We start from the raw sequence: 14,870 nt of genomic DNA, 5'->3' as shown, positions 1-14,870 counted from the left end.
TCGATTGCTTCCGGGTTCATCGTTGATTCCCTGTTCATTGATTCTGCCTCATGCGCGGTCAGCGCAGGGCCGCCTCCGGTGCCGGTGCTGCCGCGATCCGCGTCAGGGCGGCCGCCGACGCTTCCGTCATTTCTGCGGGGACGCCGAGCTCGGCAAGGTAATTGGCGGTGTCCTGCATTTCCCGGGACCGGCGCACGGCGTGCTTGGACGTTCCCGCGAGAAACCGGTCGATGACGGCCTGGCCGTCGCCTGCGAGCTGCCGGGCGATCTGCTCCCGGATCCAGCTTTCCAGTCCGGCTGCCTGGCCGGCGGTGACCGCTTCCACCACCACCGATGCCATGCCCTTCATCAGGACGCTTCGCAGCAGCTTGTGGGACATGGCCGCCCCCGGCCCGCCGTCGGCGATTTCGACGTCGACACCCAGGGGCGCCAGCAGCTGCGCCACCGCAGCAGATCCGGGACCGCTGACCATGAGCGGCGTTTTGGCGCCTAGGGCGGCGACGGGTCCAAGGATCGCGACGTCGGCAAAGCTCGCCTGGGTGGGCAGCTGGCCGAGCTCCTGCATCACGGCCGGGGATGACGACGTGAAGTCCGCATAGGTGCTGCCTGCCGGGAGCACCGGCAGGCACTCTGTGGCGACGCTGCGGGCAGCGGCCGCGCCGGTGAGCACTAGGACGATTTCTGCGCCCTCACAGGCTTCAGCGGCGGTGGCTGCCCGTGTTGTTCCGGCCGGGGTGTTCGGGGCCACGGGGTCAAAGCCGGTGACCTGGTGGCCGGCCGCCGCGAGTGCTTCCGCGTAGGCCGCACCTGCTTCGCCCAGGCCGATGATGGTGCACTTTGTCATGGGAGGTGTTTCCTTACTTACTGGCCGCGGGCGGCGACGATCGACGCCCGGCGGTTGGTTTCGTCGGCGAAGACCGCTTCGGCGGCCTCCGCCACGGCCTCGGCCTGCTCCCGGGGGATGATCACGACGCCGTCGGAGTCGCCGATGATGATGTCGCCGGGCAGGACAGGAACGCCGCCGAAGGCGACGGGGCCGCCGAGCCGGTGCGGCCCGTTCTTGTAAGGGCCCGCCGGCGTGACTGCCCGGGCGAAGACCGGCATGCCGATCTCGCCGAGGGCCTCGGCATCGCGTGCCGCACCGTCAAGGGCGAAGCCGGCGATGCCGAGGTTGATGGCGCGCTCGCCAATCAGCTCACCGAGGAGGGCGCGGGACTCGTCACCGCCACCCGCAACAACGATGACGTCCCCGGGCTGCGCCAGTTTCAGCGCTTCGTGGATGCCCTGGTTGTCCCCCGGGCGGGTCCACACGGTGAAGGCGGGTCCGGCGATTTTCGCGCCTGGCCAGACTGCCTGGATCGCGGAATCTGCCACACCAAGACGGTCCACCGCGTCTCCGATGTTCGCGGCGGGCAGCTTGGCCAGCCGGTTGATGAGTTCCTGGTCCGGGCGGGTGAAGGAGGTGTCTTGAAGGGCGGGGGTGGTCATGGCGGTGTCTTCCCTGGTGGTGTTGGTGTGAGCTGGAACGGGCGGTGTGTGTGGACTAGTCCTTCTTCTGGACCTTTGGCAGGACCTTCTTGAAGTCGGCTTCCTGTCCGGCCCAGAACGTCTCGTAGTCCTTGCCGGAGAGGTAGCTGGTCTGCAGGCCGAGGTCGTTCATCTTCTTGACGACCTCGGGGTCCTCGATGGCCTTCTGGAGGGCAGCTTCGAGCTTCTTGGCGACGGCGTCCGGCAGGCCGGCGGGGGCGGAGTAGCCGCGGGCAGTGCCGGCTTCGACGTTGTAACCGCTTTCCTTGAACGTGGGAACGTCCGGCAGCGACGGGGAGCGCTCGGCGGTCATGATGCCCAGGACGCGGGCTTTGTTCTGCTTGGTCAGGTCGGTGACGTCACTGACGTTGGCCACCAGAATGTCGACGTGCTTGCCGAGGAATGCCGTGGTGGCCTGGGAGGCACCTTCGGAGAAATGGACCGGTGCGAATTCGGCGCCGGTGGTTTCCTGAATCTGGGCCAGCGCGAAGTGTTCGCCGGTCTGCAGCCCCGTGGTGCTGGCGGTCATGGATTTGGGCTTGGCCTTGGCCGCGTCCAGAAGTTCTTTCAGCGTCTTAAAGGGGCTGTCGGGCTGAACGGCGATGACGGCTGGGTCAATGACCTGGCGGCCCAGCGGCTGGAAGCTGCTGCGCGTGTATTTCGCGCCGCGGGCCGGGTCCAGCGGAGATACGACGACGGACGGGGAACCGGTGGCGCCTATGGTGTAGCCGTCGGGCTTGGCGCTGGTCAGCTGGGTGTAGCCGATCTGGCCGCCGGCGCCGGGCTTGTTGATGACCTCGACGTTGGTGCCGAGTTCTTTCTCCAGGACGGGCTGGACCAGGCGGGCTGCGGTGTCCACGGCTCCACCCGAGGAGAAAGCGACGACGAGGTCGATGGACTTGCCCTTCTTGGGGAAGTCCTCCCCGGTTGCGGAGGTTGCGCCGGCGTTGGCACCGCATCCGGTGAGGGCGAGCAGGGCAGCTGCAGCAATGGCTGCGGTTACTTTCTTGCGAGACATGTGTCTTCTCCTTCGAAGAGGTTGTTTGTCGGTTGAGGGGCAGTGCGGGTTGGGGTCTAGGTTTCGGGGTCGTCCGTCAGGGCCTTGGGCTTGCGGAGCTTCAGCAGCGGGCTGCAGATGATCAGGAGCCCCAGTGCAATGAGCACGGCCGAGATGGGGCGGTTGAGGAAGATGCTGAAGTCGCCCTGGGAGATTTCCAGTGATTCGCGCAGCGACCGTTCCATCAGCGGGCCCAGGACCAGGGTGAGGACCATGGGGGCAAGCGGGATCTCCAGGTGCCGAAGGGCCAGGCCCAGCAGGCCGAAGCCGATCATCACGAAGACGTCGAAGACGCTGAAGTTGATGGTGTACGCGCCGATGACCATGAACAGCAGGATCAGCGCGGTCAGAATCGGAGCCGGGACCCGCAGGATCGAGGTCCAGAGACCCACCAGGGGGACGTTGAGCAGTACCAGCAGGAGGTTGCCGATGAAGAGGCTGGCGATGATCGCCCAGGCGATCTCAGAGTGCTCGGTGAACAGCGTGGGTCCCGGCGTCAGTCCCTGCTGGAGGAAGGCGCCCATGAGGACGGCGATGGTCGGCGATGCCGGGATGCCAAGGGTGAACAGGGGGATGAGCGCGGCGTTGGCGTGGGCATTGTTGGCCGTCTCCGGCCCGGCAACACCTTCGACGGCACCCTTGCCCAGTTCGTTGCGGTACTTGGAGAACTTCTTCTCGGCGCCGTAGGAGAGCAAGGACGCGACCGATCCGGTCATGCCGGGGATCAGGCCGAGGCCGAAGCCGATGCCGGTTCCGCGGGCCATGGAAGGTGCGCTCCGGCGCCATTCCTTCCCGGTGGGTAGGAGGGACCTGAATCCGGGGGCGTGCACCACGGTCGACTCGCCCTTGCGGTAGGACAGGATCTCGGACAGGCCGAAGACGCCGACGATGACCGCCACGAAGCTCACGCCGTCCAGGAGCCGGTCCATGCCGAAGGTGAAGCGGGGTGCACCGGCGACAGGGTCGATGCCGACCATGGAGATTAGGAGGCCCAGGGCTCCGGAGATCAGGGCCTTGACCATCGATTTGCCGGCCAGTGCCACGAGCAGGGAGATGCCGACGACCATGAGGGCGAAGAACTCCGGGGGACCGACGAGCAGGCCGAGTTCGCCCAGGGGCTTGGCGGCGGCGACGAGGCCAAGGGTGGCGATGGTGCCGCCGACGAAGGAGCCGATGGCGGCGATGGTCAGGGCAGCGCCGGCCTTGCCCATCTTTGTCATCGCGTGGCCGTCGATGGTGGTGATGGCCGATGCTGCTTCACCCGGGGTGTTCAGCAGCACGCTGGTGATGGTTCCCCCGTAGGCCGTGCCGTAGAAGATGGCACAGAGCATGATGATCGAGCCGGTGGGGTCCATGTTCAGCGTGAGCGGGATGAGCAGGGCGACGCCGGCCACCGGGCCGATGCCCGGCAGGACGCCGATCACGGTGCCCAGCAGGCAGCCCAGGAACGCGAAGATGAGGTTCTGCCAGGTCAGGGCGGCCGCGAAGCCGTTCAGCAGTTCGTTGAGGGTGTCCATGTCTAGAGTCCGATCAGGTTCAGGACGGGAATGGAGGAGACAGGCAGGGCCACGTTCAGTCCGTAGTTGAAGGCGTAGAAGGCTCCGACGCTTCCGGCCAGGGCGGTGAGCAGGGCGGACAGCCAGCTCCGCTTCCCCCGGATCTTCAGGTGGTACATCAGGAAGAGGAACATGCTCAGCTGGAAGCCGAGCAGGTCCAGCAGCGCTGCCAGCAGCAGAAGGCTGACGACGACGGCGAGCACGAGTCCGCCGTCGGCCTTCTCACCTGCCGCGCTGGGGCGCTTGAGCTCCTGAAGCAGCCACAGGACTGACATCAAGGCGAGCACCGCGCCCATGGCGAATGGGAAAAGCCCGGGGCCGGGACCCAGCGAGGTCCAGAGACCGAGGCCCACCGAGCTGACAAGTACGTAGCCACCCAGTGCCCCGAAGGCGGCGATCCCGGCCAGAACGCTGCGCGCTGGCCTCGCCCGGGCGGGGGACTGGGTCATGGTCGACTCCGTTGTCATCAAAATGCCTTCCGATTGCTTTCATAGAATGAAAGTGTCTTACGTCAGAAGAAATAGTGACACGGCCCACAGGGACTGTCAAGCGGGCCGATGGGGACCAGAACTTACATAGAATGAAAGAATGACGGTCACCAATGCGCAGCCCGGCACTGCAGCGGACGACGGCGGCAAGCCCTCCAACATGCGCTCGCTGTCGCGGGCGCTGGAGGTGTTTGCGGAACTGCAGCGGGCGGACCGCCCCCAGCGGCTCAGCGATCTGGCGCGGAACTGCGGCATGAGCCTGCCCACCACGCTGCGTATCCTGCGCGTGCTGCAGGATTTCGGCATGGTCAGCCAGACCGACAAGACCTACCGGATCGGCCCGGCCGTGCTGCCGGCGGCGCGCAGCTACATCGAGAACGACCCCCTGGTGACCGCATCCCGTCCGGTGCTCCAGCAGGTGGCAGCGCAGACCGGCATGACCGCGTCCCTCTACACCCGGCTGGGTTTTGAGCGCATCCTGGTGGTCCGCGTCGACGGTGATGCCCCGCTGCGGTACGACATGCCGCTGGGGAAACGGCTTCCCCTGACCGTCGGCGCTGCCGGCAAAATCCTGCTGGCCGGCGCGCCGGACGAGCGTCTCCAGGAGGTGGTGAAGGGGGCGGTGGCGGCCGGGCACGAAGCGTCCACCTTCAGCCTGGCCGAGCTCAAGGCCCGTCTGCCCGAGCCGGGAACGGACTATGCCTACTCGGCCGATGAGCGCGCCACCGGAGTGCTCTCGGTGGCAATGGCGATCAACAGGTCCGGGCTGCCGAGCGAATCCGTCGCCCTGACCAGCCCGGTGGAAGCTGCCACCGAGAAGGGGCTCACGGCAGGGGTGCCGGAACTTCGCCGCGCGGCGGCCCGGCTCGCCGAACTGCTGGAGGGCACTGTCTACTAGCGCAGGAAAGGCGGGAGTCTGAATGGCAGGAATGCCGCCGGCCACGGTGGAGGTGAGTGCCGCCGTCGTCCATGCCCTCATTCGCGACCAGCGGCCCGACCTTGCCGGCCGACCGCTGGTGCGGGTGGCCAACGGCTGGGACAACGCGACCTTCCGGCTGGGTGACGATCTGGCGGTCCGGCTGCCCCGCCGGGACGAGGCCGTGCCGTTGATCCTCCACGAGCAGCGGCACCTTCCCGGGATCGCCCGCCGGTCCCCGGTTCCGGTTCCTGAGCCTGTCCATGCCGGCCAGGCGACGTCGAACTTTCCCTGGCCGTGGAGCATTGTCCGGTGGGTCCCCGGCGCCGCCGCGGTGGACGCCGGACCGGCGGACCGGGCGGCGGCTGTTGATGGCCTTGCTGCCTTTCTCAGGTCGCTTCACGTGCCCGCCGCCGCAGGGGTTCCGGTGAATCCTGTCCGTGGGGTACCGCTGATGGACCGGAACGCGGTGGTGCTGGAAAGGCTCGGGGACCGGGAGCGCTACCCGCAGTCGTCAGAGCTGAGGGCGATGTGGGCGGAGGCACGTGGGGCTCCCATCTGGGACGGCCCGGCGATGATGCTCCACGGGGACCTGCATCCGGCCAACATCCTGCTGGCGGCCGACGGGTCCGTGGCCGGCGTGATCGACTTCGGCGATGTGGGGGCTGGGGATCCGGCCGTCGACCTTGCGGTGGGATGGTTGATGTTCGACGCCGGCACCCGCCAGCGCTTCATCGGCGCCTTTGGCTCCTCCATGGACCGCGCCACCTGGACGCGGGCGCGCGGCTGGGCACTCGTCCTGTCCACGGCCATGCTCAGCAACTCCGACGATAACCCGCCGATGTTCTCGGTGGGGGAGTTCGGACTCCGGCAGGTCCTGGCGGGCTGAGGTCCAAGGCATGGGGGCCGTGAAGCGCGCACCTGAATTTGGCCACTTCATAACGACTTGATAAGGGTGCTTATTATCTTCAGTCGGGGTCAATAGACTTTGTTCATGGAACCGCTGGTGTCGATCTTGTTGGTGTTTGCGGTGGCGCTGCTGTGGCTCGCTGTTCCGGTGCTGCTGCTCTCGAGGATCAACCGGGATCAGCGTCGGGCCTGGCGGCAGCAGAGGAAGGCGCTGCGCATGAAGGAGCGCGGTAGCCATAAGAGCCACGTCCCAAAGCGGGCTGTTCTGGCCCGAAAGCGTGGACTCAAGCTTTCGAGGCGTCGCTCCGAGTCGAAGCCGCCCGCGCGCCCGTCCGCCAGCTGATATGCGTACCACTGCTCGGGCGGCGGTAGGGTGGGGCGCATGGAGATGCGCCTTGAAGTTGTGCAAGTGCCGGTCGCTGATGTGGACGCGGCGAAGTCGTTCTACGTGGAGAAGCTGGGCTTCGTCCTGGACCACGATGTGGAGCACATCCCCGGCATGAGGGTGGTGCAGCTGACGCCCCCCGGATCCGCTGCCTCGATCGTCATCGGGACGGGCATGACCAGCATGGCCCCCGGGAGCCTGGAAGGGCTGCAGCTCGTGGTCCCCGACATTGAGGCTGTCCGCGCCGAACTGCAGGAGCGCGGCGCCGGCATCAGTGACGTCCAGGACATGGGCGGGGTGCTCTTCGCATTCCTTAGTGACCCGGACGGCAACCGCTGGGTCATCCAGGGCGCGACGCCTCCCGAGGTCAAGAGCACGCACCTGGACCCCGCGGTCGGCAACGGAACCTAATGCCCTGACCGGCTTTCATCTTCGCCGGGTACACCTTGCGCCGGCCGAAGGTCGTCGAGCAGCCGTTGCACATGCTCGGGCTGCTCGATGTTGGCGAAGTGGCCGCAACGCGCGATGGTCTCCAGCCGGACGTGGGGGACGACGCTGGCCAGCCGGGAAAGGTCCGACGGCGGCGTGAACACATCGCTGTTCCCGCGCGTGGCCAGCACCGGACAGCGGATGGCGCGCCACTGGCCAAAGTCGTAGTGAGCGATGGCCCGGGCGGCTGCGGCGAAGCTGGCGGGGCGGGCATCGAACGCAAGCCCGCGGATTACGTGGCGGGGGACGGCCGGCGGGTCGGCGAATAACGGTGACGTCAGCAGCCCCATCACCGGTGTGGCGCCGACAGCCCGTATCAATGCCGGCCCTGACGGGCCGAGGGCTGCCATGGAGCGCATGGCCAGCAGCATGCCAGCAAACGCGGGGAACCCGGACAGGCCGCGCAACCGACGCCGGGCCACCCCGGACACGGCGAACGTGGTGGCCGAAATGGCTGCAACGCCGGCAGCCCGCTCCGGCAAATTCGCGGCAATGTGCAGTGCCAGGAAGCCTCCCATGGAATGGCCCACCAGGTGCCAGCGCCGGTAGCCGAGCGAATCCAGTATTTCGACGACGGCGCGCCCCATGGATTCAATGCTGAGGTGGTCCAGCCGGGCACCAGCCGTGGAATCACCCCATCCGGGCAGGTCAATGAGCACGCGGTCAACGTCCGGCGCCCGGTCCACCAAGGGCTGGAACGTGGTCCAGGATCCAGCGGCGCCGTGCAGGTAAACCTCGGCCGTAGCCGGATCACCGGTTCCGGACCCGCTTCCCGTGCCCTGCTGAACACGAACGGTGGCGGGACCCAACTCGGTGGCAATAACGAGCCGCCGCAGCGGAGGCACTCCTGTTCGGGCGGTGTCCTGCTGAATACTAATGGTCATCTGCTGCTCCTGGGACTCTGAAAAGTATTCGGACCCCGGGGAGGAGCGGATGGGAAGCCCTATCCACCCTTAACCACGCGGCGTTAGGATGCCGTGTGACTTTCACCCATGGATACGCGGCCAACGGCGACCTGCGCATGTACTACGAGGTCCACGGCAGCGCTACAACCGGCACAAGGCCGCTGCTCCTCATCCCCGGCGGCGGCTCCAGCATCCAGACGAACTTCGCCAGCATCATCCCGCTGCTGTCCGCCCAGCGGCAGGTAATCGCCGTCGACGAGGAAGGCCACGGCCGCACCCTGCCGACCGACCGGCCGCTCACCGCCGAGAACTCCGCCGGCGACGTCGTTGCGGTCCTCGACCAGTTGCAGCTGGACTCGGTGGACGTGCTTGGCTTCAGCGCCGGCGGCCACACCGCCCTCGCGCTGGCGATGCAGCACCCCGCGCGGGTGCGCCGTCTCGTCGCCGCCTCCACGTTCTTCAGCCGGGACGCGGTGCCCGACGAATTCTGGGACGGCATGAAGACTGCCACCCTGGACAACATGCCAGCCGCCTACAAGGACGCGGACCGCAGCCTCAATCCCGAACCCGGGCACCTCGAGCGGCTGTTCGAGCTGGACCGGCAGCGCATTGTCGGCTTCCCGGGCTGGTCCGAGCAGGACCTCGGCCGGATCACAGCGCCAACCCTGGTGCTCTGCGCCGACCAGGACGTGATGGGCCCGGACCACGCCGTGCGGATGTCCCGCGCCATCCCCGGTGCCCGCCTGCTGGTCGTGCCCGGCGGCCACGGCGACTACCTCGGCGAACTCGCCGCCAGTGACGGCGATCTGCAGGCCATGCACGTGACGCTCCCGCACCTGCTGCGCTTCCTGGATGCATAGGGAACCCGGCTATTTCCGGATGGTATGTCCAAGCTCGGTCAGAAGTCTGGCCACGGCGTCCTCCGCAGTTGGCGGCGGACCGAAGACTTCCTGCTGGCGGGTGGTGTCGGCAACGTACCGGCCGGTCTGGAACCAGTCGATCATGGCGCTCATGTCCCTGGCCAGGGGAACGGCAGCCCCGAGGACGTTGCCGGCCGCGCGCAGGACGCCTGCCGGGACGGAACGGACGCGAACCCGCCCGCCCAGAAGCCGGCCGCTGATATCCGCAATCTGGTGCATGGACACCGGGCGGTCCCAGCCGATATCGATTCGCGATCCGGGGGCGACGTCCGCATCGACGGCGGCTGCGAGGTAGGCGGCCAGATCGGACGTCAGCACGAACGTCATGGGAACCTCGCTGGAACCGAACCAGGTCAGCCGGCGCTTCGTGAACGGGTCGCCGCCGAACCGGGTGACCTGGTCCAGGAAGGCGCCGGGACGGAGCGCCGCGAATGGCACCTGCTGTTCCTCGAGCCGGTCCTCGGCGAGCCTCTTGTGCCAGAAGTGGGGGACTCCGGGCGTCTGGTCGCACGTCAGGATGCTGGTGAGCACGAACCTGCGAACGCCGGCAAGGGCTGCGGCGTCGGCGAGGTTGGCGTTGCCGGTGAGGTCAATATCGGCAGTGTCGCCCTTGCTGTGCCGTGTGTATCCGGCTGCGGTGGTGATTACGGCATCGGCCCCCTGCAGCGCGGAAACCACCTTGCCGCCGAGCATGCCGGTGCCGCCCACGACGAGTACAGGACCTTCGTCGCTCATCGTGTTTTCCTCACTGCTCGGTGGACTGGTGGATCGCTGTTGCCATGCCCCCCACTATTGGGACTCCGGAGGCGGCGGTCAATGGCCCTGCCCGGTAACTAGTAGGCTTCTTCCGGTTGGCTTCACGCCGCGCATTATTGGGGAATCTGCTGGGGGAAAATTTCATGAAGTACCGCTGGGCCGCGTTCACCGCCGTGGTTGGAGCATTCCTGTACCTGGGGACGGCGGCCGCCATGGCATCGCCCGAGGAAGCCATCTACATCTACGGCACACCCGTGAGGCTGGCCATTGCTGCAGACGGCACGGCCTACCTCGGCAATTACGGCCAGGGTGGTGGTGTCTTCGTGGTTCCCGCCGGTGAGACCAGGGCTACCCGCACTATTAGCACGGGAGGCCACCCCACCACCGGACTCTCGCTCGGCCCGGACGGCACGCTCTACGTGGCCACGGCGGGGGACGCCGACCAGGGCGCCGTCGCCGTCATCCCGGCCGGGGACGCAGCCATGGCACGGACCATTCCGGTATCCGCCGGGCTTCACCCGCTTGCCGCCGGACCAGACGGAACTGTGTACGTGGCCGACCCCGCGGGGAACACCGTCTCCGTCGTTGCACCGAACGGGACTGCAGTGGACCGGACCATCAAGGTGGGAGCGGGCCCGGCGGAAATCGCGGTGACCAAGGACGGAACCGCGTTCGTGACCAACCAGACCGCCGGGACGGTCTCCGTGATCCCGGCCGGGGCGGACACGGTTTCAAAGACCATCGAACTGGTCTCGGACACCGGGACGTCCCAGGAACCGCACGGGATCGCGGCCAGCCCCGACGGGACCGTTTATGTAGCCAACATCAAGTCCAATGACATCGCCGTCATCAAGCCCGGCGCCGGCACCGTGGCTGAGCGGATCTCCGTCGAGGGCGGGCCGCAGGACGTAGCCGTCGCACCGGACGGCTCGCTGTACGTGACGAGCCTGCTGACAGGGAAGCTCTCCGTCATCGGTCCCCAAGCCAAAGAAGTGGGGGGCTCCATCCCCACCGACGGCGGCCCCGGTCACCTGGCGGTGGCCCCCGACGGCTCCGTCGTCGTGATCAGCCCGGGAACGTCGCCGGGCGGCGGCGCGGTAGTCCGGTACTCCGCGGGAGCACTGGCAGCAACGCCGCTTGCGTCCGGGGCGCCGACGGCGGCAGTACCGGCCGCAACCCCGGCCCCGGAAGCGGCCCCGGAACCAGCCGCCGGTTCCTGGAACGCCCTGCCCGCCGTGGCCGGCGGGGTGGCGGCAGTCGTCGTCGGCGTCGCCGTTTGGATTCTGGTGAACGGCCGACGCCGGAAGGCCGGCCTGGCCGCCGGCGCCAGCCAGGCGGGGTAGCGGGCTGTAACATCGTTCACATCCGTAGTTGAAAGGGGAGCAGTGCGCGCAACGGTCAAGGACGTCGCGCGCCGTGCCGGGGTTTCCCCCAAGACCGTGTCGAACGTCATGAACGGCGTGGTGCCGGTCAGCGGATCCACCCGGCTCAAGGTGGAGCAGGCCATCCTCGAACTCGACTACGTGCCCAACCTCTCCGCCCGCGGCCTGCGCAACGGCAGGTCGGGAGTCATCGCCCTGGCCCTGCCGGACCTGGCCACACCCTACTCCGCGGAGATCGCGCACCACGTGGTGGAGGTTGCCCACGAACAGGGCTGGAGCGTCCAGATCGAGGAAACCGGCTCCGATCCCCGGCGCGAATACGAACTGATGTCCCGGGCACGGTCCAACCTCATCGACGGCCTGATCCTCAACCCCGTGGTGCTTGACGAGAGCGCCGTCAAAGTGGGCGTCTCCCTGCCGCCGGTGGTCCTGCTGGGGGAGGTCTCCCAGCAGCTGGCCGACCGCGTGTGGGTGGACAGTGTTGCCGCAGCCCGCGACATGACCCTCGCGCTCGCCCGGACGGGCCGGCGCCGCATCGCCGTGCTCGGAACCGCCGAGGTCCGGCACTCGGCAGCGGCAGTTCTGCGCACCCGCGGCTACCAGGCCGCGCTGGATGGGCTCGGCATTGATCTTGATGACTCGCTGCTGATCCCCTGCGAGAAGTGGACGCCCCAGACGGCTGCCCACGCGCTCGCCACCTACCTTGATTCGAACCCGCTCCCGGATGCGCTGTTCTGCTTCACCGACTCCATGGCCATCGGCGCTCTCAGCGTGCTGTGGAAACTCGGCATCAAGGTTCCGGAGGACATCGCCGTGGCCGGCTTCGACGACATCGCCGACGGGCAATATGCCGTGCCGTCGCTGACTACCGTTTCCTTCGACAAGCGCCTGATGGCCAGGGAGGCCCTGCGCCTCCTCACCGAGCGGATGGCGGACCGCGCCGGTGAGCAGCGGGTGGTCACCGTCGACTACAGCATCGTGCAGCGGAACAGCACCGCGTCTTGAACCTGGGCGCCGACTAAGCGAGACCGCAACCTCAGATTGTTGGCGCTAACAATTTTCCCTTGTGCCCCGTTTTACAACGATGTAATGTGAGGTCTGCGTCACACGCCAGCCTCCACCAGACCCGCGATGCAGCGAACCGGCACGGCTGGCACAGTGCCACAAGGATTACTTTCAGCGGACCCATCCAAAGGAGTGACGGGTGAAGCAGTTTGATTTTCTCGCCGGGAAGCAGACGTCCGGCAAGCAGGTGTCCCGCCGGCAGTTGTTGGCAGGAACGGCAGCCCTGGGCAGCGTGTTTGCCGCAGCCGGCCTCACGGGCTGCGGCGGAACCGCCTCGGCGGCATCCGTTCGGGACATTGCGTTCTGGCACCTGCTGTCCGGCGGCGACGGCATCAAGATGCAGGCCATGATCAGCGCGGCGAACGGGGCCAACCCCGGCTTTAAAGTCCATCCGACCGTCCTGGCCTGGGGCCCGCCGTACTACACCAAGCTCGCCATGGCGTCGGCGGGCGGAAGGCCGCCGGAACTGGCCATCATGCACGCCAGCCGGGTCCCCGGCTACGCGCCGGGCGGACTCATCGACCCGTGGGACATGTCCCTGCTGGCGGAGCACGGTGTAACGGCCGAGAGCTTCGCGCCGAGGATCTGGGACAAGAGCCAGCACGACGGCCAGGTGTTCTCCATCGCCCTGGATTCCCACCCGTTCGTCATGTTCTACAACACCGACATCGCCGGCAAGGCGGGAGTGCTTGGCGCCAACGGCCAGCTGCAGGTAGTGAGCTCCCCGCAGGACTTCCTCGCCATGGCCCGCGAGATGCAGAAGGTGACGCAGGCGCACGGCCTGTCCTTCGGCTACCTGGGCAGCGGATCGCAGATGTGGCGCCTCTTCTACACGCTCTACAAGCAGCACGGTGCGGACATGGAACTCACGCCGGGCCAGCCGATGAAGGCCGACCGGGATGCCGCCGTCGAGTCTTTGGAGTTCATGGCTTCGCTGTTCGATGACACCGTCGCCGCAAAGAGCGGGGACATCGGCACGGGCATCGCCGAATTTGCCCGCGGAGGTTCTGGGATGCTGTTCAGCGGCGTCTGGGAACTTCCCACCTTCAAGAAGGCGGAGCTGCCCGTCGACGCCGCCACCATTCCCACGCTCTACGGGACGCCGGCGTCGTACGCGGACTCGCATTCCTTCGTCCTGCCGCGGCAATTGAATGTCGACGACGGGAAGCGGCGTGACGTGTACAAGTTCGTCAGCGACATCCTCAAGGGGTCGCTGTCCTGGGCCGAAGCCGGCCACATCCCGGCCTACCAGCCCATTGTGCAGTCGCAGGCTTACCGGGACCTCACGCCCCAGATCCACTACGCCAACGCCGCGGACATCATCGCCTACGATCCCGAGGCCTGGTTCAGTGGCTCGGGATCGGACTGGCAGACGTACTTCGCGGAAAACGTGCAGAACGTACTCCTCGGCCGCGACAAGGCCGCCGACGGCTGGGACGCCTTTGTGCGGCGCACCAACACCCTTCTTTCCCGGCCCAACCCGGTCTGAGGCCACTGAGCTTCCTAAAGCACTGAGCGACAAAGGAGTCCCCGATGAGTTCCTTAGCAACATCCCAAGGCGCCGAGCAGACGGTGCAGTCCATGCCCGGCCAGCCCCGCAGAAACCCGTCCCCTAACAACAAGTCCGGTTCAGAAACCTCCAATCCCCGCCGGACCCGGGACAACCTCAACGGCTGGGGCTTTGCCGCCCCGTTCCTGGCGTTCTTCCTGGTGTTCCTCGTCTGGCCCCTGCTGTACGGCCTGTACATGAGCCTCACCGGGAAGTCACTGACGGGAGCTAACGACAGCCTGATCGGCCTGGCCAACTACGCCGAAGCCCTGGCCGACGCCGACATGTGGCATTCCCTCGGCAACACGCTCTACTTCACGGTGATCAGCACGGTCCCCCTGGTGCTCGTTGCCCTCGCCATGGCCGCACTGGTCAACGTCGGGCTGCCGGCGCAGTGGCTGTGGCGGCTCTCCTACTTCGCCCCGTACCTGCTCGCCTCCACAGTGGTGTCCCTCTTCTTCTCCTGGATGTACAACCCGCAGCTGGGCCTCATCAACGACTCCCTCGCTAAAATCGGGCTTCCCAAGGTGGCCTGGCTGAACGACCCGAACGTGGCCATGTGGTCCATCGTCATCGCCACGCTGTGGTGGACGGTGGGCTTCAACTTCCTGCTGTACCTGGCCGCCATGCAGAACATTCCCGCCCAGCACTACGAGGCCGCGTCCTTGGACGGGGCCGGCGCCTGGCGGCAGTTCTTCTCCATCACCCTGCCGCAGCTGACGCCCACCACTGTGATGATCGTGCTCCTGCAGATCCTGGCCTCACTGAAAATCTTCGACCAGGTGTACCAGATGACGGCAGGCGGCCCCGCCGGTTCCACCCGGCCGGTGGTGCAGTACATCTTTGAAACCGGGTTCACCGGCTACCGGCTGGGCTACTCCGCAGCCATCTCGTATATCTTCTTCGGGCTGATCGTGGCCGTCTCGGTCATGCAGTTCTTCATCACTCGCCGCAGGAGTGCATAAC

The 14,870-nt window shown here is 67.0% G+C and carries 16 protein-coding genes; 9 read left to right on the top strand and 7 right to left on the bottom strand.

What is annotated here, in order from left to right; translation table 11 throughout:
* Nucleotides 1-58 precede the first annotated feature (58 nt).
* Genes CXZ05_RS20090 through CXZ05_RS20070 form a run of 5 tightly spaced genes read right to left on the bottom strand, consistent with a single transcriptional unit; the run spans nt 59 to nt 4,607 of the window.
* Nucleotides 59-844: an NAD(P)-dependent oxidoreductase gene (locus tag CXZ05_RS20090; RefSeq protein ID WP_102974224.1), complete on the bottom strand. Its 786-nt coding sequence runs from the start codon at nt 842-844 to the stop codon at nt 59-61.
* Between the two features lie 17 nt (nt 845-861).
* Nucleotides 862-1,488 (bottom strand): RraA family protein, encoded by a 627-nt coding sequence (locus CXZ05_RS20085; RefSeq protein WP_102974223.1) that lies wholly within the window; start codon nt 1,486-1,488, stop codon nt 862-864.
* 55 nt (nt 1,489-1,543) lie between these two features.
* A complete protein-coding gene (locus tag CXZ05_RS20080) occupies nt 1,544-2,545 on the bottom strand; it encodes a tripartite tricarboxylate transporter substrate binding protein (RefSeq protein ID WP_102974222.1) in 1,002 nt (333 codons plus the stop codon).
* 56 nt (nt 2,546-2,601) lie between these two features.
* A complete protein-coding gene (locus CXZ05_RS20075) occupies nt 2,602-4,101 on the bottom strand; it encodes a tripartite tricarboxylate transporter permease (protein WP_102974221.1) in 1,500 nt (499 codons plus the stop codon).
* A gap of 2 nt (nt 4,102-4,103) precedes the next feature.
* Entirely contained in the window at nt 4,104-4,607 is a 504-nt protein-coding gene (locus CXZ05_RS20070) for a tripartite tricarboxylate transporter TctB family protein (protein ID WP_180987474.1), read from the bottom strand.
* Between the two features lie 121 nt (nt 4,608-4,728).
* Between CXZ05_RS20070 and CXZ05_RS20065 the strand changes: the two genes are divergently transcribed.
* From CXZ05_RS20065 to CXZ05_RS20050, 4 genes are all read left to right on the top strand, one after another.
* Nucleotides 4,729-5,526, top strand: coding sequence for an IclR family transcriptional regulator (locus tag CXZ05_RS20065; protein ID WP_102974219.1), 798 nt, complete (start codon nt 4,729-4,731; stop codon nt 5,524-5,526).
* Nucleotides 5,527-5,548: 22 nt separating this feature from the next.
* Entirely contained in the window at nt 5,549-6,433 is an 885-nt protein-coding gene (locus CXZ05_RS20060) for an aminoglycoside phosphotransferase family protein (RefSeq protein ID WP_102974218.1), read from the top strand.
* Nucleotides 6,434-6,538: 105 nt separating this feature from the next.
* Complete coding sequence (locus tag CXZ05_RS20055; RefSeq protein ID WP_146033125.1) at nt 6,539-6,796, top strand: hypothetical protein; 258 nt, start codon at nt 6,539-6,541, stop codon at nt 6,794-6,796.
* Nucleotides 6,797-6,835: 39 nt separating this feature from the next.
* The gene (locus CXZ05_RS20050) at nt 6,836-7,249 is read left to right on the top strand and encodes a VOC family protein (protein ID WP_102974216.1); all 414 of its coding nucleotides are present in this window, start codon (nt 6,836-6,838) and stop codon (nt 7,247-7,249) included.
* Here CXZ05_RS20050 and CXZ05_RS20045 read toward each other — a convergent pair.
* On the bottom strand, nt 7,246-8,211 hold the full coding sequence (locus CXZ05_RS20045) for an alpha/beta fold hydrolase (protein ID WP_102974215.1): 966 nt from the start codon (nt 8,209-8,211) through the stop codon (nt 7,246-7,248). The genes CXZ05_RS20050 and CXZ05_RS20045 overlap by 4 nt on opposite strands.
* Before the next feature lie 95 nt (nt 8,212-8,306).
* On the opposite strand from CXZ05_RS20045, the gene CXZ05_RS20040 reads away from it, so the two are divergent.
* Complete coding sequence (locus CXZ05_RS20040; RefSeq protein ID WP_258006656.1) at nt 8,307-9,092, top strand: alpha/beta fold hydrolase; 786 nt, start codon at nt 8,307-8,309, stop codon at nt 9,090-9,092.
* Between the two features lie 9 nt (nt 9,093-9,101).
* Here the strand turns inward: CXZ05_RS20040 and CXZ05_RS20035 are convergent, their stop codons facing one another.
* Entirely contained in the window at nt 9,102-9,887 is a 786-nt protein-coding gene (locus tag CXZ05_RS20035; protein WP_102974214.1) for an NmrA family NAD(P)-binding protein, read from the bottom strand.
* 164 nt (nt 9,888-10,051) lie between these two features.
* On the opposite strand from CXZ05_RS20035, the gene CXZ05_RS20030 reads away from it, so the two are divergent.
* The 4 genes from CXZ05_RS20030 (at nt 10,052) to CXZ05_RS20015 (ending at nt 14,869) form a co-directional block, all read left to right on the top strand.
* Nucleotides 10,052-11,251, top strand: a complete 1,200-nt coding sequence (locus CXZ05_RS20030) for a hypothetical protein (protein ID WP_102974213.1) — start codon at nt 10,052-10,054, stop codon at nt 11,249-11,251.
* Nucleotides 11,252-11,293: 42 nt separating this feature from the next.
* A complete protein-coding gene (locus tag CXZ05_RS20025; protein WP_102974212.1) occupies nt 11,294-12,295 on the top strand; it encodes a LacI family DNA-binding transcriptional regulator in 1,002 nt (333 codons plus the stop codon).
* 199 nt (nt 12,296-12,494) lie between these two features.
* A complete protein-coding gene (locus tag CXZ05_RS20020; protein WP_102974211.1) occupies nt 12,495-13,844 on the top strand; it encodes an extracellular solute-binding protein in 1,350 nt (449 codons plus the stop codon).
* A 44-nt stretch (nt 13,845-13,888) separates the two neighbouring features.
* Nucleotides 13,889-14,869 (top strand): carbohydrate ABC transporter permease, encoded by a 981-nt coding sequence (locus CXZ05_RS20015; RefSeq protein ID WP_258006655.1) that lies wholly within the window; start codon nt 13,889-13,891, stop codon nt 14,867-14,869.
* Nucleotide 14,870: the final 1 nt, after the last annotated feature.

The organism is Arthrobacter sp. AFG20 (genome assembly GCF_002892795.1).
Classification (GTDB): domain Bacteria; phylum Actinomycetota; class Actinomycetes; order Actinomycetales; family Micrococcaceae; genus Arthrobacter.
Note: the sequence above shows the minus strand (reverse complement) of the source record. Positions and strands in the feature narration are given on the sequence as shown.